The 20,113-nt window shown below is 70.7% G+C and carries 19 protein-coding genes; 8 read left to right on the top strand and 11 right to left on the bottom strand.

The window, feature by feature from the left end; genetic code table 11:
* Window positions 1-520 precede the first annotated feature (520 nt).
* The gene (locus ACF07B_RS39680) at window positions 521-1,174 is read left to right on the top strand and encodes a hypothetical protein (protein WP_392182507.1); all 654 of its coding nucleotides are present in this window, start codon (window positions 521-523) and stop codon (window positions 1,172-1,174) included.
* Window positions 1,175-1,633: 459 nt separating this feature from the next.
* Here ACF07B_RS39680 and ACF07B_RS39675 read toward each other — a convergent pair whose 3' ends face one another.
* Window positions 1,634-1,813 carry a DUF6480 family protein gene (locus tag ACF07B_RS39675; RefSeq protein ID WP_369480255.1) on the bottom strand — a complete coding sequence of 60 codons (180 nt, stop codon included), beginning with the start codon at window positions 1,811-1,813 and terminating at the stop codon, window positions 1,634-1,636.
* 346 nt (window positions 1,814-2,159) lie between these two features.
* Between ACF07B_RS39675 and ACF07B_RS39670 the strand changes: the two genes are divergently transcribed.
* Both ACF07B_RS39670 and ACF07B_RS39665 read left to right on the top strand, forming a co-directional pair.
* On the top strand, window positions 2,160-4,958 hold the full coding sequence (locus tag ACF07B_RS39670) for a lectin (RefSeq protein WP_392182506.1): 2,799 nt from the start codon (window positions 2,160-2,162) through the stop codon (window positions 4,956-4,958).
* A 143-nt stretch (window positions 4,959-5,101) separates the two neighbouring features.
* Window positions 5,102-6,430 (top strand): HEAT repeat domain-containing protein, encoded by a 1,329-nt coding sequence (locus ACF07B_RS39665; RefSeq protein ID WP_392182505.1) that lies wholly within the window; start codon window positions 5,102-5,104, stop codon window positions 6,428-6,430.
* A 23-nt stretch (window positions 6,431-6,453) separates the two neighbouring features.
* Here the strand turns inward: ACF07B_RS39665 and ACF07B_RS39660 are convergent, their stop codons facing one another.
* The 3 genes from ACF07B_RS39660 to ACF07B_RS39650 form a co-directional block, all read right to left on the bottom strand.
* Window positions 6,454-6,849: a VOC family protein gene (locus tag ACF07B_RS39660; RefSeq protein WP_392182504.1), complete on the bottom strand. Its 396-nt coding sequence runs from the start codon at window positions 6,847-6,849 to the stop codon at window positions 6,454-6,456.
* A gap of 131 nt (window positions 6,850-6,980) precedes the next feature.
* Window positions 6,981-7,919: a PhzF family phenazine biosynthesis protein gene (locus tag ACF07B_RS39655; protein ID WP_392182503.1), complete on the bottom strand. Its 939-nt coding sequence runs from the start codon at window positions 7,917-7,919 to the stop codon at window positions 6,981-6,983.
* The gene (locus tag ACF07B_RS39650) at window positions 7,916-8,488 is read right to left on the bottom strand and encodes a carboxymuconolactone decarboxylase family protein (protein ID WP_392182502.1); all 573 of its coding nucleotides are present in this window, start codon (window positions 8,486-8,488) and stop codon (window positions 7,916-7,918) included. Before ACF07B_RS39650 ends, ACF07B_RS39655 begins: the two co-directional genes overlap by 4 nt.
* A gap of 143 nt (window positions 8,489-8,631) precedes the next feature.
* Here ACF07B_RS39650 and ACF07B_RS39645 point away from each other — a divergent pair, with 143 nt between their 5' ends.
* From ACF07B_RS39645 to ACF07B_RS39635, 3 genes are all read left to right on the top strand, one after another.
* Window positions 8,632-8,952 (top strand): winged helix-turn-helix transcriptional regulator, encoded by a 321-nt coding sequence (locus ACF07B_RS39645; protein WP_392182516.1) that lies wholly within the window; start codon window positions 8,632-8,634, stop codon window positions 8,950-8,952.
* A 137-nt stretch (window positions 8,953-9,089) separates the two neighbouring features.
* Window positions 9,090-9,236 (top strand): hypothetical protein, encoded by a 147-nt coding sequence (locus ACF07B_RS39640; protein WP_362391146.1) that lies wholly within the window; start codon window positions 9,090-9,092, stop codon window positions 9,234-9,236.
* Window positions 9,237-9,423: 187 nt separating this feature from the next.
* The gene (locus tag ACF07B_RS39635) at window positions 9,424-11,547 is read left to right on the top strand and encodes a SpoIIE family protein phosphatase (protein ID WP_392182515.1); all 2,124 of its coding nucleotides are present in this window, start codon (window positions 9,424-9,426) and stop codon (window positions 11,545-11,547) included.
* An 83-nt stretch (window positions 11,548-11,630) separates the two neighbouring features.
* Here the strand turns inward: ACF07B_RS39635 and ACF07B_RS39630 are convergent, their stop codons facing one another.
* The 5 genes from ACF07B_RS39630 to ACF07B_RS39610 form a co-directional block, all read right to left on the bottom strand.
* Window positions 11,631-11,921: an ANTAR domain-containing protein gene (locus tag ACF07B_RS39630; protein ID WP_392182501.1), complete on the bottom strand. Its 291-nt coding sequence runs from the start codon at window positions 11,919-11,921 to the stop codon at window positions 11,631-11,633.
* Window positions 11,922-12,091: 170 nt separating this feature from the next.
* On the bottom strand, window positions 12,092-12,772 hold the full coding sequence (locus ACF07B_RS39625; RefSeq protein WP_392182500.1) for a class F sortase: 681 nt from the start codon (window positions 12,770-12,772) through the stop codon (window positions 12,092-12,094).
* 88 nt (window positions 12,773-12,860) lie between these two features.
* Window positions 12,861-13,352 (bottom strand): sortase, encoded by a 492-nt coding sequence (locus ACF07B_RS39620; protein WP_392182499.1) that lies wholly within the window; start codon window positions 13,350-13,352, stop codon window positions 12,861-12,863.
* A gap of 434 nt (window positions 13,353-13,786) precedes the next feature.
* Window positions 13,787-15,097 carry an MFS transporter gene (locus tag ACF07B_RS39615; RefSeq protein ID WP_392182498.1) on the bottom strand — a complete coding sequence of 437 codons (1,311 nt, stop codon included), beginning with the start codon at window positions 15,095-15,097 and terminating at the stop codon, window positions 13,787-13,789.
* Between the two features lie 176 nt (window positions 15,098-15,273).
* The gene (locus tag ACF07B_RS39610; RefSeq protein WP_392182497.1) at window positions 15,274-17,292 is read right to left on the bottom strand and encodes an ATP-binding cassette domain-containing protein; all 2,019 of its coding nucleotides are present in this window, start codon (window positions 17,290-17,292) and stop codon (window positions 15,274-15,276) included.
* A 396-nt stretch (window positions 17,293-17,688) separates the two neighbouring features.
* Here ACF07B_RS39610 and ACF07B_RS39605 point away from each other — a divergent pair, with 396 nt between their 5' ends.
* Window positions 17,689-18,237, top strand: coding sequence for a DUF1062 domain-containing protein (locus ACF07B_RS39605; protein WP_392182496.1), 549 nt, complete (start codon window positions 17,689-17,691; stop codon window positions 18,235-18,237).
* Between the two features lie 72 nt (window positions 18,238-18,309).
* Here the strand turns inward: ACF07B_RS39605 and ACF07B_RS39600 are convergent, their stop codons facing one another.
* Window positions 18,310-18,564: a lipopolysaccharide assembly protein LapA domain-containing protein gene (locus ACF07B_RS39600; protein ID WP_362391160.1), complete on the bottom strand. Its 255-nt coding sequence runs from the start codon at window positions 18,562-18,564 to the stop codon at window positions 18,310-18,312.
* A 176-nt stretch (window positions 18,565-18,740) separates the two neighbouring features.
* Between ACF07B_RS39600 and ACF07B_RS39595 the strand changes: the two genes are divergently transcribed.
* Window positions 18,741-19,097, top strand: a complete 357-nt coding sequence (locus tag ACF07B_RS39595; protein ID WP_392182495.1) for a hypothetical protein — start codon at window positions 18,741-18,743, stop codon at window positions 19,095-19,097.
* 75 nt (window positions 19,098-19,172) lie between these two features.
* Here the strand turns inward: ACF07B_RS39595 and ACF07B_RS39590 are convergent, their stop codons facing one another.
* Window positions 19,173-20,069, bottom strand: coding sequence for an NAD-dependent protein deacetylase (locus ACF07B_RS39590; protein ID WP_392182494.1), 897 nt, complete (start codon window positions 20,067-20,069; stop codon window positions 19,173-19,175).
* Window positions 20,070-20,113: the final 44 nt, after the last annotated feature.

Here is a 20,113-nt window from a genome sequence, read left to right as displayed (position 1 = left end):
GCCGCCACCCCGGTGACCGCCCCCGCTGTTCCAGCTACCGCTGCCGTCTCCACTGTTCCCGCTCTCGCCGCCGGCCCCGCCGACGGTCGGCGGACAGCCCGTTCTGATGGCTTGTTCCCTCATGCGATCCCGTTTCTCTGACGTCCCCGGCCACGCCGATGACGCGACGCCGGCGCGGGGCTCCGCCCGCCACCGCCTGCTGCGGGCGGGCACCAACGAGGGCCAGCCTGGATGCGGGGACAGAGGTCCACCACTCATGGACTCCACTCGGAGCAGTCCTCGCTCACGGGGTGCGTTCGCACGCGAGGGTCCACGAGGAGGCCGCTGGTGAACGCGAAGCGGACAAGGGCGCGGCGCAGGTCAGGGGCCGGGGCGAAGGAGGTGACGAGCGCCGTGACGCCGCCGGCGCGGATGATCGCGCCGACGGTGGCCGGGCCGGATGCTGTCCCGGGTGTACGGGCGTGTGGTTGCTACACCTATGCTGCTTCAGCTGCTGTGCAACCGACATGAAGGGGGAGTCGTGGCGATAGCACCGCTGAACTCCGCGGACCTGCTGCCCGGTGAAGGGATCATCCTTCGCAAGAACGCGAACGCGGTGATCGACGTCCGACAGGCCGGCCTGTCCCGGTTCGCGTTCGACGACCTCATGTGGCTCGTCGGCATGAGGAACAAGGAAGCCATCGGCGGGCGGCTCTACCTGACGAACTATCGCCTGGTCTTCACGTCCCACCGCTTCAACCGTGTGCGCGGCACGTTCAGCGTTTTCCTGCCGTGCATCGAGGAGGTCCGGGATTCCTCGTTCGCGGCCACACGGCAGCTCGCGGTGCACACCGGGACCCAGGACTTCACCTTCGTCGTCTGGGGCATCCCGCGTCTCATCGAGGCCGTCGACGAGTGCCGCGCCGAGTTCGACGACGCGTACGTGGCCGACCTGGCCGAACTCGCCCTGGCCGAACCCTGGAAGCTGGGCGCTGGCTTTCGGACCGTGGTCCACCACGAGGCCCTGAACGTCGTGCTGAGCGCCGTACGGCGAGGCGCCGACGACTTCCCGGCCGCCGCCACGTCGCTGGCCGGCCTCATCGACAGTCGTTTCAACGTGGCGGACGCGGCCGGAATCCTGCAAGCGGCCGAGCTGCTGACCCGCGCCGGCCAGGACCCGACCGCTCGGAGCTGACGTACGTCTGTCGGGGCACGGGGATCGGGACGCGGGAACAGCGGCAGCGGCCGGAACCCTTCGAATGGAGGCTGGAATGCTGTCCGGGCCCCACGTCGGTCCAGCCCGAACAGGTGGTGCCGCCACCGCTGTTGTTCACGTAGCCGCGGACCTGCCGGCCTCCGCCGTTCGCGACGTACCGCGTCAACAACGGGCCCGAACAGCCCTGTTGCGGGCAGTGGACCGCGCGGTTTCGACGGAGGCGACCCCGCGGCCGCCCGGCACCGGCGCGGCGACTCCGGCCCGGCGTGGCGGCACCGGCCCGGCGAGGCGACTCCGGCCCGGCGTGGCGGCACCGACAAAGGCCCGCCGCGCCGCAACAGGCCTCCGGCAGAGCGCCCATCACGCCCTGTCGGCCGCCCGGTGGCTCTCGGTGACGATCCCCGGGGATCGTTCACGAACTCCGCGTGTCCGGCCGGCTCAGAATCCGCTGATCCGGGCCACGAAGTACCCGGCGACGATCACCGAGCCCACGACGATGAAGCCGAGCCATACGTAGGGGTGTTCCCATATTCCGCCGTCGGGTAGTTCCTGATGCGCTTCGGCGGTGGAGCCTTCGACGGGCGGTGTCTCACCTGGGGGTACGAGTGGATGTGTCATGTCTCCACGGTCCGTCCGATGGGCGACGGTCGCATCTTCGTACGAAATCGGCGCGTCGCGATGACAGGCGCGCCCTTCGCCGGGCTCCGACAGAGGCGCGCGGGCCGGCCTCTTGCGCGAATCGTTGACATGCCCCTGCCCTGTAGCTAGCTTCACCAACAGTTCTCGTCTGCGCCCCCAGGTGCTCGCGGCCCAGGGGCCCCGCCCATGCGTTCCGCATCGCCAGACGTCCCATCTCGACGATGCGACAACGTTGTCTAACTCGATTGCCGCCCACGTGTCGCGCCCCGCAGGAAGACAACGTTGTCAATCTTCACCTCCCGCTCCCGAGTAGAGGAGAAACCCCGTGACACGACTGTCGAGACCCCCCGGAACCGCCGCGGTCGGATTACTGGCGGCCGCGGCACTGATCACGGCCGGGCTGTGCACACCCGCGTGGGCGGCCGGAAAGGCCGCGCTCGTCGCCTCGCCGGCCACCGTGGTCAACCCGTTCATCGGAACGTCGAACGAGGCCAACGACTTCCCCGGCGCCGACGTGCCGTTCGGCATGGTCCAGTGGAGCCCGGACACGCCGTCGCGGCCCCCGGGGGGCGGATACGAGTACAACGACTCGTCGATCACCGGCTTCAGTCTCACTCACATCGCCGGGCCCGGCTGCGGTGCGGCCGGTGACATCCCCGTGCTGCCCACGGTCGGCACCGTGAACACCGGAGCGAGCGACGCGTTCTCGCACGCCAACGAGTCGGCGTCCGCCGGTTCGTACAAGGTCGCGCTCAACAACCAGGTGACCACGGAACTCACCACCACGACACGCAGCGGGATGGCGCGCTTCACCTTCCCCTCGACCGCCCAGGCCAACCTGATCTTCAAACTCACGGGCAGTCAGAACGGCGCCAGCGCGACCCAGTTCACGAAGGTCTCGAACACCGAGGTGAGCGGTCAGGTCACCAGCGGTCGCTTCTGCGGCGCGGGGAACACGTACACCGTCTACTTCGACATGGTCTTCGACCAGCCGTTCGCCTCGCAGGGCACCTCGATCGCCAAGGCGCCGTCCGCCACGCCGGCGAAGCCGGACACGGCGTCCAAGAACGCGGCCGAGAAGCCCAACAAGCCCGTGCTGCACGGCAAGATGCCCACCGTCTCGGCCCCGAAGACCGCGAAGGAGGGCGCGAAGGGCAGCGCGAAGGAGAGCGCCTCTCCGGACGCCGCCGCCTCGAACGGCTACGTCACCTTCAACACCACGAGCAACCCGGTGGTGCAGGCCAAGGTCGGCATCTCCTACGTCTCGGTGGCCAACGCGACGGCCAACCGGGCCGCGGAGAACACGGGGTGGGACTTCACCGCGACCCGCACCGCCGCGCAGAACGCCTGGAACAGCGCACTCGGCAAGATACAGATCGCCGGCGGAACAGCCGCGCAGCAACAGAGCTTCTACACCGCGCTCTACCACTCGCTGCTGCACCCGAACGTCATCAGCGACACCAACGGCCAGTACTACGGCTTCGACGGCAGGACCCACACCGTGGACGCCGGCCACAAGGCCGCCTACGCCAACTACTCGGGCTGGGACATCTACCGTTCGCAGGCTCAGCTCGAAGCCCTGGTCGCCCCCCAAGTCGCCTCGGACACGGCGCAGTCGATGGTCGACGACTACGCCCAGACCGGGATCTTCCCCAAGTGGTCGGAGAACAACGGCGAGTCCTACGTGATGGTCGGTGACCCGGCGGACGCCATCCTCGCCGACTACTACGCCTTCGGCGCCAGGGACTTCGACACCACGACCGCTCTCGCCGACATGGTCAAACAGGCGAGCACGACCAACAACGACCGGCCCGGTCTCAACTACCTGAACTCACCCGGATACATGCCGCACAACGGCGGCTACGGCTGCTGCAATTTCTACGGCCCCGTGGCCACGACGCTGGAGTACAACACCGCGGACTTCGCGATCTCCGCACTGGCCGGCGCGCTCGGTGACACCGGCAACCAGAAGACGTACGCCAACCGTGCCCAGAACTGGCGAGGCGTCCTCAACCCGGCCTCCGGCTTCGTCGAGCCGCGCAACGCGAACGGCTCCTGGACCGGCGGCTTCGACCCCACCAGCGGCACCGACATGGTCGAGGCCGACTCCTGGATCTACACCGGGATGATCCCGTTCAACGTCGCCGGCCTTGCCCGTGCCAAGGGCGGCAACACGGCGATGGGCCACTACCTGGACACCGTGCTGCGCAGCTATACAGGCGACCAGGGCTACGCGTGGGTCGGCAACGAACCCAGCATCGAACTGCCGTGGGAGTACGACTACATCGGGCAGCCCTACAAGACCCAGGGCACCGTCCGGGCGATCCAGCAGCAGATCTGGGCGAACACCCCCGGCGGGCTGGCCGACGGCAACGACGACCTCGGCGCGATGAGCGCGTGGTACGTGTGGTCCGCACTCGGCATGTTCCCCGAGACGCCCGGTACCTCCGATCTCGCCCTGGGGTCCCCCGTGTTCACCCAAGCCGTGATCACCCTCCCGTCGGGCAGCACCCTGACGATCAACGGCAATGGCGCCGCCGACAACGCCCCCTACGTCCAGTCCGCGACATGGAACGGCTCCGCCTGGAACAACGCCTACGCCCCCACGTCGGCGATCACCGCAGGCGGCACACTGAACTACACCCTCGGCACCAGCGCCAACACCTCCTGGGCAACGGCCGCGTCCGCCGCTCCGCCCTCCTACGCGGGTGACACCCCGGCCCCGGCCGCGCCGCGGATCGGACCCGTCACCTCAGCGGTGGCCTCGAACCTGTGCGTCGACGACGCGAGTTCCTCCACCACCGACGGCAACCACGTCCGGATCTGGACCTGCAACAACACCTACGCCCAGGACTGGGTCGTCGCCGGCGACGGAACGGTCCGGACCCTCGGCAAATGCCTGGACGTCGACCACAGCGGCACCGCCAACGGGACCCTCATCCAGCTGTGGACGTGCAACGGCACCGGCGCCCAGCAATGGACCGCGGGCGCCAACGGATCCCTGATCAACCCGCAGTCCAAGCTGTGCCTGGACGACCCCAACGCCACGACGACGACCGGCACCCAGCTCCAGCTCTACACCTGCAACGGCACGGCCGCCCAGAACTGGAAACTGCCGGGCTGAGCCACCGGCCACCCCGGCACTCCCATCGCCTCCGTATGCCCGGCCACGCGAACGGGCCTACGGAGGCACGCCGGGCAGGCACGCGGCAGCGGTGAGCGTCGTCCACACTTGACCGAGACGGCGTGCGACGGGGGAGCGGGAACATGGGCAGGGGTACGGGTGGCTCCGGGGATGCCGGTGGCGTGGTGGACGAGGCGTCCGCGCTGCTCACCGCGGTCCGGGCCCAGGACACGGACCTGGTGCGGAGCTTTCTCCGTGACGACGTCGAACCGGACCTCCGCGACGCCGCGTTCTGTCTGGCCGTCCGGACGTACTCCGCCGGCATCGCCCAGCTCCTGCTCGACCACGGAGCCGACCCCGGCCGACGCGGCCCGGACGAACTGCTGCCGCTGCGCCGGGTCGTCGAGTTCGGCTCGCCCGCGCTGGCCGAGGTGCTCCTGCACCACAGGAACCTGGGGCGGTACACCGCGCCCGAGCTGCTGGAGATGTGCGAACTCGCGCGCCACTGGCAGGAGACGGGGGTCGAGACCGAACTGGTGCGACTGACCGGCGCACCGGGCGCGGTCGGCCGTACCCGGGTCCAGGACGACGAGAACCACAGCGTGGACGAGTTCACTCTGGGCGGGATGAGCGTTCGCGACGGGCACGCGGCGATCCTCACGCGCCTGGAGGAACTGCTCGGGGTCCGTTCATCGTTCGAGGAGCTGATGGACCGGGCGTTGGCCCACGCCGACCAGGATCACGCCGTATGGGGAACGGTCACGATCCGGCTGGCCGGCCACCGTGATCGGTCGACCTGGACGGCTGCCGCGGCCCTGCGCGCCCATCCGGACCCGTCACACCGGCTGTTCGGCGCCGAGGTGCTGCGGCTGACCCATCTCTTCGACGGGAGCGACGAGGACACGTTCGCGGGTCCGGCCCTGGACATCTTCACCGCGTGGTCCGGAGAGGAGACGGAACTCGCCGTGCTGACCGAGGTGTTGGTCGCCCTGGGAGAACACGCCGACCCCCGCGCCGACGCGGCTCTCCTGCGCCACGCCGGTCATCCCTGTCCCGCGGTGCGGGGCGCGGTGGCGCGGGGACTCGGCACCTGGTCCGAGACACCCGACTTCACCGAGGAGGCGCGTGCGGCCCTGCTGGTTCTGATGACGGACGTGGACGCGGCGGTACGGCGGGACGCCTGTCTCACGGTCGGCCTGCGCCGGGACCGCCGGCCCGGCCTGGCCGACGCCATGGCCGCCCTGCTGGACGACGCGGAGCGCCAGGTCCAGATCGCCGCCGTGCACGGTCTCGCCCTGCACGAGGACGAGCGATGCGTGCCGGCGTCGCACCGCCTCGGTCCGCCGCGGCCCGGCGTCCTCGCCGAGGAGCACCGTCTCGAAGCCGCGTGGCGGTACGAGTGGCGCCGCGAAGGCCCTGAGCTACCCGACCCACGGCCCGGACGCGGCCCGGCGGTCCGGTCGGGACCGTAGGGGTGAACGGGCTCGAGCCCTGGCTAGTCCTGCGGTGCCAAGGTACGCAGGACGTCGAACTCGTTGCCCTCTGGGTCGGCCATGACCACCCAGTTCCGGTCTGAACCCTGGCCCACGTCCACCTTGACGGCGCCGAGACCGAGCAATCTGGTCACCTCGTCCTCGGTGCCGGCGTCGATCGGGCTGACATCGAGGTGAAGCCGGTTCTTGACGGTCTTGCCCTCGGGCACACGGATGAACATCAGGGTGGGCGGCATCTGGCGGGCCCGGACATCCTCGACGGTCGGCACCCAAGAGCCGATCTCGACCTTGCCCTCGCTCCGGTCGATCACCTTGAAGTCCAGCACCTCGCACCAGAAGGCCGCGAGCCTCTCCGGATCACGGCAGTCGACAGTCAACTCGGTGAACCTGCTTGTCATGCTTCTCCCAAATAGTGCGGACGGGGCTCAGCGTAGGGCGCCCGCCCGACGGATCCGAGAGCTTTTTGACCAAGGACATCAAACGGGCCCGATCCGAAGGAAACGGCCCAGTCGGCTTGGCAGGCCTGGGACTACCTGGGCAGGTGGAGCACTTGCCCGAGCCGTGCGGTGCCGGTGATGTCGACCGGCGGATTCGGCGAACCGGGGCGTGTGCCGGTGGTGACCGTGGAAGGGCAGCCCAGGGCATCGCCCATGTCGATGTCGATCCGCGTGGTGCCGTGACGGGCGAACAGGTGGGCGGCCAGGCAGGCGGAGCTGTTCACGTTGGCGATGTCCTCGGGCACGCCGATCGACGGAGCGAACATGCGGGCCTCGACCCGGGCCGTGACCGAGAGGGGGGAGTGGGCGAAGCAGCCCAGCAGGGCCAGACGGTCACATGCGGCGGCGAGCCGGTCGGGAGCCGGGGACAGGGCTGCGAGAGCGGATCGGTCCGTGACGGGGACGAGCAGGCGTGGACGTCCCAGCGTGGCGACGCGGGCCCCCGAGGAGACCGCCGGGGGGAGTCCCAGAACGGGGAGGAGCAGCGCGAGTTCCCGTGACGTGGGCTCACGCAGGTCGATCGGCCCGGCCTCGAAGGTGACCTGGACGGACGACGAGGTCCCGCGGACCGCGCGCCCCTCGATGACGCGCCCGGACACCCGGACATCGACCCGGCACACCTCGCTGCCCGCCCGCGCCGCGAGGAAGGCCAGCGCCGCCACGGTGCCGTGGCCGCACGCGGGCAGTTCCCCCTCCGTGGTGAAGAAGCGCGCCGAGACCACGGGCCGTTCGCGCACCCGCCCGTCCGCCGGAGAACGGTCGTCCGAGAGGAAGACCGCGTGAGAGGTACCGGCCAGCGCGGGCACGCGGCGTCGCTCGTCGTCGGTCAACGGTCTGCCGGCCAGGACAGGGAACCCCTCGTCCACGACCGCCGTCGGGCTGCCGCCCCGGCCCTCGCGCAGGCATGCCCGTACGAGCGTGACGGGAAGGCTGTCCGGGCCCGCGGACGATCCAGGCGGACGACGACTCATCGCGGGTCGGGGAGGAAGTCGGCGAAGTCCGGTGCGCCGGGCTCGTGCGGCAGACGCGCGGCTCGCGCGGCGAAGCTGACGGCGTGGTACCAGCCGCACAGCAGGAGCAGGTCGAGCAGCTGGACCTCGTCGAAGGCCGATGCGAGCCGTTCCCACAGCGCGTCGTGGATGTCGGAGCGCTCGTGCAACGCGTCGACGGCCAGGATGAGCAGCCGTTCCCGCTCGGACGTCCAGCACGCGTCGGCGGAACCGCCGTGAACCAGCGACGCCGTCTGCTCGCGGGTGAGGCCGGCCCGCTCGGCGTACGTCATCACGTGCACGCCCCATTCGTAGGCGCAGCCGCACAGCGCGCACGTCCGGTCGATGACGATCTCGCGTTCCCGCAGGGTGAGGGTCACATCGCGGCCCAGCTCGTAGCGACCCCAGCCGTGCAGGGCGCCGGTCATCGGGAGGTTTCTGGCGAACATCCGGAACAGCCCGATCGGTGGAGCTCCCCCGGGCATCATCCGCGCGAACAGCGCGTCGGCCTGGTCGGTGTACGGCGGCTCCAGCGGGGCTATCCGCGGCATCGGCTCTCCCGGTAGGCGTTGTTTCGAAATAAGAAACGCGCGGTCGCCGATGCTAGTGTTTCGAATAACGAAACGCAAGGAGGATCATGTCGACGCCGCGCCCAGGTGTACCGGTTCGCGGCTCCGTGACCGGCCGCCCGATCATGGCCGCGATGGACCTGTTCGGCCGTCGCTGGGCGCTCCGCATCCTCTGGGAGCTGCGCGAGGGCCCCCTCGGAGCCCGCGCGTTGCTGGCGCGGTGCGAGGGCCTGTCGTCCAGCGTCCTCTATCAGCGGCTCCGCGAACTCACGTCGAACGGCATCATCGCCAACTCGGCCGACGGCTATCAGCTCACCCGCCTGGGCACCTCCCTCGGTGACGCGCTCCGCCCGCTCGACGGCTGGGCGACCGTGTGGGCGCAGGCGCAGGCGCAAACGGAGGCCCAGGGCGGCCAGGATTCCGTGGAACCGCCTGGGGGCCCCTGAGTGGGCGACGGGACGACGGTGCCGTCTCGGCGGGCGGCGACAGGCTCTTGCGGGGCGCTGGAGGACCTCATCTCGGTAATGTGATTGGAATACGTCTAAAACGGGCATATCGCGAAACTTGGGAGAGGAGCAGGAAGATGCGTCGAGAGTTGGTGCACAAGAAGCCTGACAAGAAGTCCGAGCCCCGAGGCCGCGCGCCCGAGGAGATGCCCGGGGAGACGGAGCAGCGTCCGCGCCCCGAGGTCCGAAAGGACATCGCGCGAACGTGGTGGCCCGACGGGTAGTCCGTCAGGTGCACGGTGCTGCTCCACGAGCAGGCCGGATTTCGTGAAGCGGACCGCCGAGTCCGGCCGCGGGAGGAGGCTCGCCGCAGTGTCGACCGACCCGAGAAGGGTGAGTCCGGGCCGCACCGAGCGGCCGGTCCGCGCCGAGACGCCGAGCGGTGCCGGAACGCCGAGCGGCGCCGGGACGCTGAGTGGTGCCGGGACGCCGAGTGGTGCGGAGCCGCTGGTGGAGTCGCTCCTCGTGGCCGTCCGCCGCAGCGGGGCGTCAGGCGGCGGCATCTACCTCGTGGACGAGACCAGCCGTCTGCTGGGACTGAAGGTCGGTTGCGGGCTGCCCCGCGACGTCGCGGTGTCCTGGCGGCAGGTTCCGGTGACGGCGTCCGTCCCGGTCTGCGACGCGTTCCGTGAAGACCGTGTGGTGTGGGTCGGCTCGCAGGAGGAGATGGCCCGCTTCTATCCACAGACCGCGGCGGCGCTGCCCTACCGCTATGCCCTCGCCGCCGCGCCGCTCGCCGGCCGCAGCGGCTGCCGGGGTGTGCTGTTCCTGATCTGGCCCGCCAGCCACTCAGGCCGGGCCTCGCCCAGGGAAAGGGGGAACTTCGCCGCCCTCGGCCGACGGGTCGCCCGGGTGCTGGAGGACGCGGGCAGCGCCTTCGTCCCGCCGGACGAGCCGCACATGATCCCCGTGGACGGCGCCTCCGAGGACTTCGCCCTGTCCGCCCACGCGCCCGCCGATCTCCTGGAACGGCTCCCGGAGGGCTTCGTGGCCCTCGACCTGGAGGGCAGGATCACCTTTCTGACCGGCCGGGCCGCGTCCCTCCTCGGCCGCCACGTCAGCCAGCTCCTGGGAACCCGGCCCTGGCAGTCCCTGCCCTGGATGGACCAGGTCCTCGTCGAAGACCACTACCGCACCGCGGTCATCAGCCGTGAGCCCGTCGGTTTCACCGTTCTGCGGCCGCCGGACACCTGGCTCGACATCGATCTCCATCCCGATTCCAGCGGCATCAGCGTCCGCGTCAACTCTCGCCGTTCAGAGCCCGGTAGCCGGACCGGTACGGCTTCTCCCATGGCGCCCGAGGCCTCCGTCGGCCGTCTGTACCAGCTGGTGCACCTCGCGGCGGCCCTGACGGACGTGGTCGGCGTGCAGGACGTGGTCGACCTGATCGCCGTCCAGATCCTTCCCGCGTTCGGGGCCGACGGCATGGTCCTGTCCGCGGCCGACGCCGGACGTCTGAAGATCATGGGCCACCACGGCTACGACGCGCAGACCATCGAACGCCTCGACGGCCTTCCCGTCGCCACCAGCCTGACGCCCGCGGGCGAGGCACTGATCAGCGGGATCCCGCTGTTCTTCGCCGACCCCGAGGAACTCGCCCGTGACTACCCCGCCGCACCGAGGATCAGCGGAAAGCAGGCCTGGGCCTTCCTCCCGCTCATCAGCGACGCCCGCCCCGTCGGCTGCTGCATTCTCACCTACGCCCGCCCCCACGCGTTCACGGCCGACGAACGGGCCGTCCTCACCTCGCTGGGCGGTCTCGTCGCCCAGGCCCTCGACCGGGCGCGTCTCTACGACGCCAAGCAGGCCCTGGCCCACACGCTCCAGGAGGCACTCCTCCCGCGGAGCCTGCCCACCCTCAGCGGGCTGGACGTGGCGGCGCGCTATCTCCCCGCCGGTCACGGCATGGACGTGGGGGGTGACTTCTACGACCTCATCCGGCTCGACCACGCGACGGCGGCGGCCGTCATCGGCGACGTCCAGGGCCACAACATGGCGGCCGCCGCGCTCATGGGACAGGTCCGTACGGCCGTCCACGCCACCGCGGGCGCGCGGCCCGACGAAGTGCTAGCCCGCACCAACCGCGTCCTCGCCGACCTGGAACCCGACCTCCTCGTCTCCTGTCTGTACGCGCACATCGATCTCGCTCGCGGCCGGCTGAGCCTGGCCAGCGCGGGCCACGTACCACCCCTGCTGCACCGGCCCGGAGAACGTCCCGTCGTGCTGGAGATCGAGCCAGGTCCGTTGCTCGGCATCGGTGTGGAGCTCCCGTACCCGGTCACCACGGTCCCGATGCCCCCAGGAACGACCCTCGCCCTGTACACCGACGGGCTGGTCGAAGTACCCGGCACCGACCTCGACCGGATGACGAGCGGTCTCGCCCGGCTCCTCGCGGGCGGATCACGGTTGGACCGGCTCGTCGACAAGCTCATCCACCACTCCTGGCCCCATGGCCTTCCGACCGACGACATCGCCGTACTGCTCCTGAAGGCCGGCAGGCCACCCGCTGCCCGCGCCCGTTCCGCGGACGGGTGACGTCGGCGGAACGGCGGGTCGTCGGGCCTCGTTCGCCGAGAGCTCCAGGGCGCGAGAGGCGGCCGGCCGCGAGCCCGGCGGCGTCACATGTCCGCCTGCCGGTGTCCGGGGATCCGGGCGAGCTGCTGTTCCAACTCGTCGCGGATGTCGGGGCGCAGCTCCTCGGTCCTGGCCCATTCGATGACCAGTTCCGCCACGTTCCTCAGCTTGACGTTCGTCCGCTGCGAGATCGCCCTGAGGACGTGCCACCCCTCGTGCGGCGTCAGCCCTCCCAGAGCGAGCACGACGCCGATCGCCTGGTCCACCACGGCGTGCGACCGCAGTGCCTCCTGGAGCTGGCTGTTCTCCCCCTCCAGCTCCCTCACACGCGCCACGACGCATGCCTCCAACGACGTCGAAGAGGTCGAGTCCACCTCGTCGCCCCCAGTCACCGTTTCCTCCGCGGTCCGGTCTCCGATACGAATGCCCTGCTTGCCCCCGTCCTTGCCCGCATGCCCCGGCTACGGCGGGTGGAAGCACCGTCCGGGACATTCCGAGACATGGATCACCCGAGCCGGTTCGCACGCACCGCGGTGAGGGTCGCGTAGACCACGACATTGCCGCGGTATCCGGTGCCCCCGGCCGGGCCGCCGCAGGTGATCACGCGTAGTTCGGGCCGGTCCGAGGCGCCGTAGACCTTCTTGCCGGGGAACCGCTCCTTGTCGTAGACCTCCACGGCATCGACGGTGAAGACGGCGGTACGACGGTCCGCCCGGCTGATCTCGATCGTTTCGCCCTTGGTGAGCGCGCCGAGCTTGTAGAAGACCCCGGGGCTCCCGGCGCGGGTGTCCACATGCCCGGTGGTCACGGCCGTGCCCCGCGAGCCCGGCGCCGTGCCCCCGCCGTACCAGCCGGCGAGGCCGCGTTCGTCGGGGGGCGGGGGCTCCAGGGCCCCCGCCCCGTCGAGGCCCAGCCGCGCCAGCCGGGCGTTCACACCGATCGCCGGGATACGAAGCCGGACGGGCTCGGCGCGAGGCAGCGGCGGGACGGCGGGGTGTGCCGGCGGGGCGGCAAGGCCCGCCGAGGGGGTGGAGAATGCCTGGTCGGCCGAAGGCTGCGGGGGCCGTCTGTCGACCATCGTGCCGAGCACCAGCAGACAGCCCGCCACCAGTGCCAGGACCAGATACGTGACCGGTGGGACGAACGTGCGCGAGGGCGTGCCGGCCTCGTTCCTGGATTCCTTCAACGTCGGGCCTCTTGCCTGGAGGGAGCCGGGTGGAGTGCGTCCCCGCCGCGCCGGGAACGAGGCTGGGACTTGACGGGACAGGGGAAGGTCAGGACCCCGCGCCGTGGGAGCGTCGGCGCAGCCTGAACAGCGCTCCGGCCGCGGCCGCGGTGATCAGCGCACCGCCCGCGGCGACCTGGGTGTTGGTGTCCTGGGCGTCCCCGAAGCCGGCCTGGATGGCGCCGTTCGGCTGCCGGTCCGCGATCTCGTAGGTGTCCGTGAGCTTGATCCGCGGCGGGCACTTCACGGTGACGGTGTCGGTGCCGGACGCCCCCTCGGCCGGGATCTGGAACTCTCCCGTGAGCACGCCCTTGCGGTTGCCCTCGAAGAGATGGAACTGACCCCCCGCCACCGACTCGCCCTTGCCGTACGTCACGTCCGGGCCGCAGGCCGTGGTGGTGACCCTGACCGTGGAGCCCGGCGAGGCGCTGCCGGGGTCGATACGGAGCTCCGTGTCACCGGCGGCCACAGCGGCCGGGCTCTGCAGAGCCAGGACGCCGAGGAGCAGTCCGACACCGACGCCAACATGTGTGTTTCGCAAGGGAATCCTCCGACGATGCAGTGGCCGACCGGTCCGCTCGGCGCTCCTGTGATCTCCACTGACGAGAAAACCGACGCCCCGTCAGGTCCGCAACAGGAGGCATCGGCACAGGCGTCACCCAGGTGGCCTGCGGCGACCGCTCCCGCGGGAGCGTTTGCGCAGGTCCCCGAAGCGGACGCGCGGCGGTGCACGTGTCTGCGCGGGAAGCGGATGGGCTAACGGTCTTCCTCCCCGAACGGGCCAAGGGGGTAAGGCCGCAGCCGTCTTGCGGGACGCCACGCACCGCTTGCCGGCCCGTCGGCGACGAAGGCCGGCGGGCCGGGGCGGGTGGAGGCGGTCTCCTCTCCCGGTCGGTGTCCGGGCGTCGGCCCGGACACCCTGCCCCAGACACGCCGCTCCTCGGCGGTCTCCGACCGGAGGCTACCGAGCACCCTTCACGGAAGGCTGACCTCTGGAGCGGCGTGGACGGTGTCGTCGCCGGTGCCGGTGCCGCAGTCACTGCCGCTGGTCGTGGTCGAGGCGTGCGCCGGAAGACGCCGTACGGCGGGGACGCAGAGGAGCGCGAGCGCGGCGGGGACGGCGATGGCCGTCATCCCGTACAGCGTGGGGCGTACCCCGAGGGAATCGGACACCGGGCCGGTGAGCGCGAGGCCCAGCGGCATGAGTCCCGCCGACAGCAGATAGTCGTAGGAACTCACCCGGGACAGGGCGGCCTCGGGGATGTGTGTCTGCAGCGCGGTTTCCCAGGTGACGAAGAAGAGGGACACCGCGACGCCGGTGACCGCTTCGAGGACGGCGATCACGGCAACCGGTGCGCCGGACCCGATGATGACCGCCTGACAGGAGCCCACGGCGAGCGCCGCCGCGGCGAGTGCCATCGGCTGTCTGACCTTGAGCCGGTAGGCGCACACGTCTCCGACGATGGACCCGATACCGAAGCCCGCCGTCACGACCGACCAGGCGGCGGCTCCGCCCCACTCGTCCTGGGCCAGGACGGGTCCCAGCACGAACACCGAAGGCAGCACGACGACGTGGTAGACGGAGATGGCCCCCATACCGGACCACACCCATGTCCGGCTGCGTACCTGCGCCCAGCCGGCGCGCAGTTCCCCGAGGAACCTTCCTCCCGGGGTGGGCCGGGTCGTCTCGGATGTCATCTCGCGAGGTGCCAGCCGGGCCAGGAACGCGGCACTGACCGCGAAGGTGAGCGCGTCCACGGCCAAGGCGCCGCCGGGGCCCGCCAACGCCACCAGGCCTCCGGCCAGGGCCGGACCGACCACGAGCCCCGCCGACTGGACGAACCCGCGCAGGGCGTTCGCCTCCCGCAGCCGGTCGGCCCCGACGAGCAGGGGCATCAGACCTGTGGCCGCCGGCATGAAGAACGCGTCGGCCGTGCCGAACACGATCATCAGCAGCACGAGATGCCGGACCTCGGCGACGCCGGTCAACAGCAGGGCCGCGGCGAGCCCCTGGACGGCGAACCGCACCAGGTCCGACACCAGCATGATGCGGTGCCGCTGGAAACGGTCCGCCCACACCCCGCCCACCAGGGCGAACACCAGCATGGGCACCAGCCCCGCGGCCGCCAGCAGCCCCACGTCGGAGGCGGACCCGCCCACCGAGAGCACCGCGAAAGGCACGGCTATGAACGACACGCGGTCGCCCACCACCGACAGCGACTGCCCGATGAACAGACGGGCGAACTGCGGCTCATCACGCAGTACACCAGGAACCAAAGACTTCACGAGATGACCGATCAGGGACAGAGGGCATGAAGGGGAGCGCCCGATGGTAAGCGGGGCTGACCTCGCAGGTCACCTCCATTACCAGGCCAGGACCGCTGCGGCAGCTTCTCGCGGCACCGCGGAGCGCCCACCCCGCGAGTGCCGGCCTCCGTGGCACGACCCGGCGTCCCGCACCGTCATGCGGGGTCCGCGACGGTCGGTGAGCCGGGTGAGGTCGGTGAACCGGGTGAGCTGGGGTGCGGCAGGACGACGCCGGTGGGCGCGTACTGGGCCGCCTGGGCCGCGAACATCGCCGCGTAGCGCCCCCGGGCCGCCATGAGTTCGTCGTGACGGCCCTCCTCGACCAGTCGCCCCTGATGCAGGACGTAGATGCGGTCGGAGTGGCGGACACCGGACATGCGGTGGGTGACGAGGACGACGGCGCGGTGCGGGGCGGCGAGACCGCGGATACGGTCGAACGCCTCGATCTCCGCCTCCGGGTCCAGGGCGGAGGTGGGTTCGTCCACGATGAGGACACTGTCCGCCCGCGAGGTGGAGCTGCGCCAGTGCGTGCGGGCGAGGCCGACCTTCTGCCACTCACCACCGGACAGCTCGATGGCTCCGCGGAAGACGCGGGCCAGCAGACTCCGCAAGCCGTCGGGGAGTTTGGCGATGACCGGGCGCGCTCCCGCGAAGTCGACGGACGCCCCGAGCTGTTCGGGCGAGGCCTCGTGTTCGGGGCGGCCGATCCGGATGTTCATCGCGGCCGTCACGGGCCAGCGCTGGAAATCCTGGGTGAGCAGCGCGACGCGCTCGAAGACCTGGGAACGTTCCAGCCCGGCGACGTCCAGGTCGCCCCAGCGCACCGTCCCTCCCTGGGGGAGCAGCAGGCCGGAGAGGATCTTCATCAGGGTGCTCTTGCCGGAGCCGTTCTCGCCGACGACGGCCGTGACCGAGCCCATGGGGATGGTGAGCGTCACCCGGTCCAGCGCCGGAGCGTCGCGGTCGGGGTAGCGGTACGTGACCTCGTCGAGCGTGACCTGCTTGACGTGCTCCGGAACCGGGGCGCCTGTGGTCGGGATGGCACGTTCGGCCGCCTCGGCCAGGAAGCGCCCATGGTCGCGGACGTACAGGGACTCCTCGTGCAGGGTGTTGACGTTCATCACCAGAGCGCCCAGGCTCGCCGATCCCGACCGGACGGCGATCACCGCCGTGCCGGCCACCGCCAGACTCATGTGCCCGCTCATGATCAGCCAGATCATGGCTCCGTACGTGGCGGCCATCGCCAGTCCGGACAGCGCGGCGGCCACCCACTCGGTGATCGCCTTGCTGGAGGCCAGCCGTTCCTGCTCGGCCTCGGCGCTGCGCGCCATGCGCTTGTACCGGGTGAGGAGGAAGGGACCGACACCGTGAATACGTACTTCCTGGGCGGCGGTGCGTTCGGTGAGGAGGTCGCCGATCAGCCGGCTGGCCCGCAGATGCTCGATCCAGCTCATCACGGACACGTAGCGTTCCTGGGCCACGCGCATCGCGCCCCAGCCGCGCGGGGCGGCGATGAGGATGAGCATGGGCAGCAGTACCGGGTGCAGCACGGTCAGTACGCCCGCCGTGGCCAGCAGGGAGATGGTGCTGTTCAGCGCGGCCACACAGGCGCTGATCATGCGGCGGGCGGACGTGGGGCCGTACTGGGCGATGTCGATCAGCCGCCGGAAGTCCGGGTCGTCGATGGCCTCCAGCTCCACGGAGGCCGCGGCGGCCAGGTACTGGGTGGTGGCGATCCGCTCCACGAGCGGCTCCAGCCGGCCCGCCCGGGACGTGGACCAGACCGCCAGCCCGGAGTTCACGACGGCGATCGCGGCGGCGGCCAGCAGGCCCGGTATCAGAGCGTGCAGCCGCTCCAGGGCGGTGCCGGCACCGAGCAGGGCGTGCATGACCGCGTTGACGGCGAGGAGCGCGACGGCGGCCGCGACGCCCTGTCCGATCTCGCTGGCCCCGACGGCGATGAGGGCCCGTCGATCGGTGCTCCACGCCATCCGCAGGGTCGCTCCGACCAGGGTCGGCATCGACCGGAGTGCGGACAGCATGGTCAAGTCGAGCCGTGCGTGCTCGTGTTGGGACCAGCCCATGTCGTAACGCAACGGGCCGCCGAACAACTCGCGCTCCGCGTCGGACACCTCCGGCTCGGCGAGCCGGACCTTCCCGAAGAACCTCTTCACACCACGCCTCCCCACGTGTCGCGGTTCCGTGCCCCGGGCGCGGGCTCATGACGGAGCGTCAGCAAGAAGACATACCTGGGTGTTGGCACTCCGGGCCGGTAACCGCCATCGGTCGGACGTCACCATCTGAGGAGGCTGCCCAGCCGGCGCGTGGCCATGTCCCATACGTCGGTTATCGGCCTCCGGGGGAGTCGAAGCCGCCAGGACGGCCGGGCCCGAAAACCGGTGGAGCGTCACCCCCGCGGGCCCCTAACGTGCTGTCGAGTCCCAACGCCCAGGCAAGGACGTGCCGTTGTACACCCTGTGAGACCTCCCGAGCGCTGATCTGTCGCGCGTCGCACCTGCGCGCCGCGCTGCTTCTTGCTGCGGACTTCTCACTGAAAACGGTGTACTTCTGTGCTCAATAGCTGGGTGGTCATGCCCACCTGCCTGCCGACCGTTCTCCGCCGATGCCACGCCTGCGCGTCCGGGCGGTTCCGGGCCGACGGAAGGTTTCGCGTCAACGCGAACCACAAACTCCTCGACGCCTGGCTCCTCGTCCTGTGCGCCGGATGCGGGGACACGGCCAAAATCACGATCCTGGAGCGAGTCCATGTGCGCTCCGTCCGTCCCGAACTGCTGGACCGGATGCACGGCAACGACCCCGGCCTGGCGGCGGAGCTGCTCCAGGACCCGGTGGCGCGCCGTCGCAGTCGCATCGCCCTCGACTGGGAGGGCGCCTGGCGTCTCGACACCGGTGGATCGGATCACCTGGACCGTGAGGCGATCGACGTCTCGGTCCGTTTCGCGGCGCGGATCCCGGTCCGGCCGGTGCGTCTGATCGCCGAAGGCTGCGGTCTCTCGCGGGCCGAGGTCGAGAGACTGGCAGCGGAGGGGAAGGTCGTCTCGGCGGTCCGGCTGAGCGGCAAGGTGTCCGGCGACTTCACCTTCACGCTCAAGCGCTGAGCCCGTCCCAGGTCTGACGCGGGCCTGTCCGGCATGATCCGCCGGGCAGGCCCTTCAGAGTCCGGGCGCGGACTACCTGCGCGCCCGGCGGTGGGCGATCAGCAGCCCCAGGAGGATGCCGACCAGGAGGGTGACGGTCAGGACGATCCACAGCGGGAGGGTGACCTGGGGGATCCAGAGCCGGATGGTCACGGAGTTGGTGTTGGCTGCGATGAACCAGATCGTCAGGGCTGCCAGCACGAAGAATCCGATGCTGCGTAGCCGGTAGTCCCGCCCCTTGACCGTCACCTTCGACGGCCCGTGCGCCTTTGCGGTCTTCTGGGCCATATAGCCAGTATCCGGCTGTTCATCCGAGCGGGCGACTTGATCGGTCGCGACGGGCGCCCCGCGCTGTCGTCCGCTGGTGCTCGCCGTGCGTCCGCGAGGGCGTCCGTCGGGGCTGTCGGCGGCTTGTGTGGCCGTCCGCCGATCGCAGCCGGGGAGCCGGTCGGTAGCCTCGGCCCATGGACGCACTCATGCCCTTCGTCGTCATGTTCGGCGGCCTCGCCGCGGTCCTGGGGTTCTTCGTCTGGCTCGCGGCCCGCGTCCGCGCGCGAGGCCTGGCCGGCGGAGCCGTGAACGCGGCGCTCGCTTCGTACGAAGAGGCGTTCCGCGCGACGTCGTACGCGGCCCACGTCGAGATCCAGGTGCAGAAGGAACGCCGGGCGCCGATCCTTTCGCCCGACGACCACGGGGAGCGCGATCCCGGCGGGAGGAACCCGGCGGGCCTGACGAAGAGCCGGCGTCCGGCCCGCTCGCGCTTGCGTCGCTCGCGGAGGACTCTTCGTCGCTGGGCCGGTCGCTTCCGGGGCGAGCACTGAGCCACGCCATCCGGTCCAGCGGTACGGCCGCGGGCGCCTTCCGCGAGCCGGAGCAGGATCTCCTCCCGGTCCGGCTCAGGCCGCGGCCTCGTCCAGCGGGATGCCCAGCCGGCCGGCCACGGTGGCGAGGGCCGTGCCCAAGGGGAGCGCGACCCGGGTGAGGGCGTGCCGGTCGCCCCGGGTCGCATCCCGGTTGACGATCACCACCGGCTTCCCGGCATCGGCCGCCTGACGGACGAACCGCAGTCCGGACATGACCGTCAGAGAGGAGCCCAGGACCAGCAGCGACGTCGCCTCACGGACCAGCCGGCGGCAGTGCTCGACCCGTGGCGGCGGAACGGACTCGCCGAAGAAGACCACGTCCGGCTTGAGGATGCCGCCGCAGACCGTGCACGGGACCACATGAAAGTCCCCGACCTGCTCATCGGTGAGATCGGCGTCACCGTCCGGGTTGACGGCGGCGGCCACCGGATCGAAGCCCGGATTGGCCTCCTCCAGCCGCCGCGCGACCTCGCGGCGCGGGGTGTCGGCACCGCAGGAGAGACAGACGACCCGCTCCAGGCTGCCGTGGAGTTCCACGACGCCCTGACTGCCGACGGCCTGGTGCAGCCCGTCGACATTCTGTGTGATCACTCCCGAGAGCAGACCGTGCCGCCCGAACGCGGCCACGGCCCGGTGTCCGTCGTTGGGGCGAGCGCGGCCGAAGGTCCGCCAGCCGAGGTGGCTGCGTGCCCAGTACCGCCGCCGGGCCTGAGCCGTCGCGGTGAAGTCCTGGTAGGTCATCGGGGTGTGCCGACGCAGGCTCCCGCCCTCGCCGCGGTAGTCGGGGATGCCCGACTCCGTCGAGATGCCCGCCCCGCTGAGCACCAGCACACCACCGGTGCTCAGTGCGGCGGCGACCGGCTCCAGATCCGTGGTGCCCGGCGGGAGATCCGCGGAAGGTATCCAGCTCAGAGTGGGGCGCATGCGCATGCCCCCAGGGTACGGACACGACGACACCCTGTACGGGCCGGAGC

It is taken from the genome of Streptomyces sp. NPDC015532 (genome assembly GCF_043078065.1).
In the GTDB taxonomy this organism is placed as follows: domain Bacteria; phylum Actinomycetota; class Actinomycetes; order Streptomycetales; family Streptomycetaceae; genus Streptomyces.
Note: the sequence above shows the minus strand (reverse complement) of the source record. Positions and strands in the feature narration are given on the sequence as shown.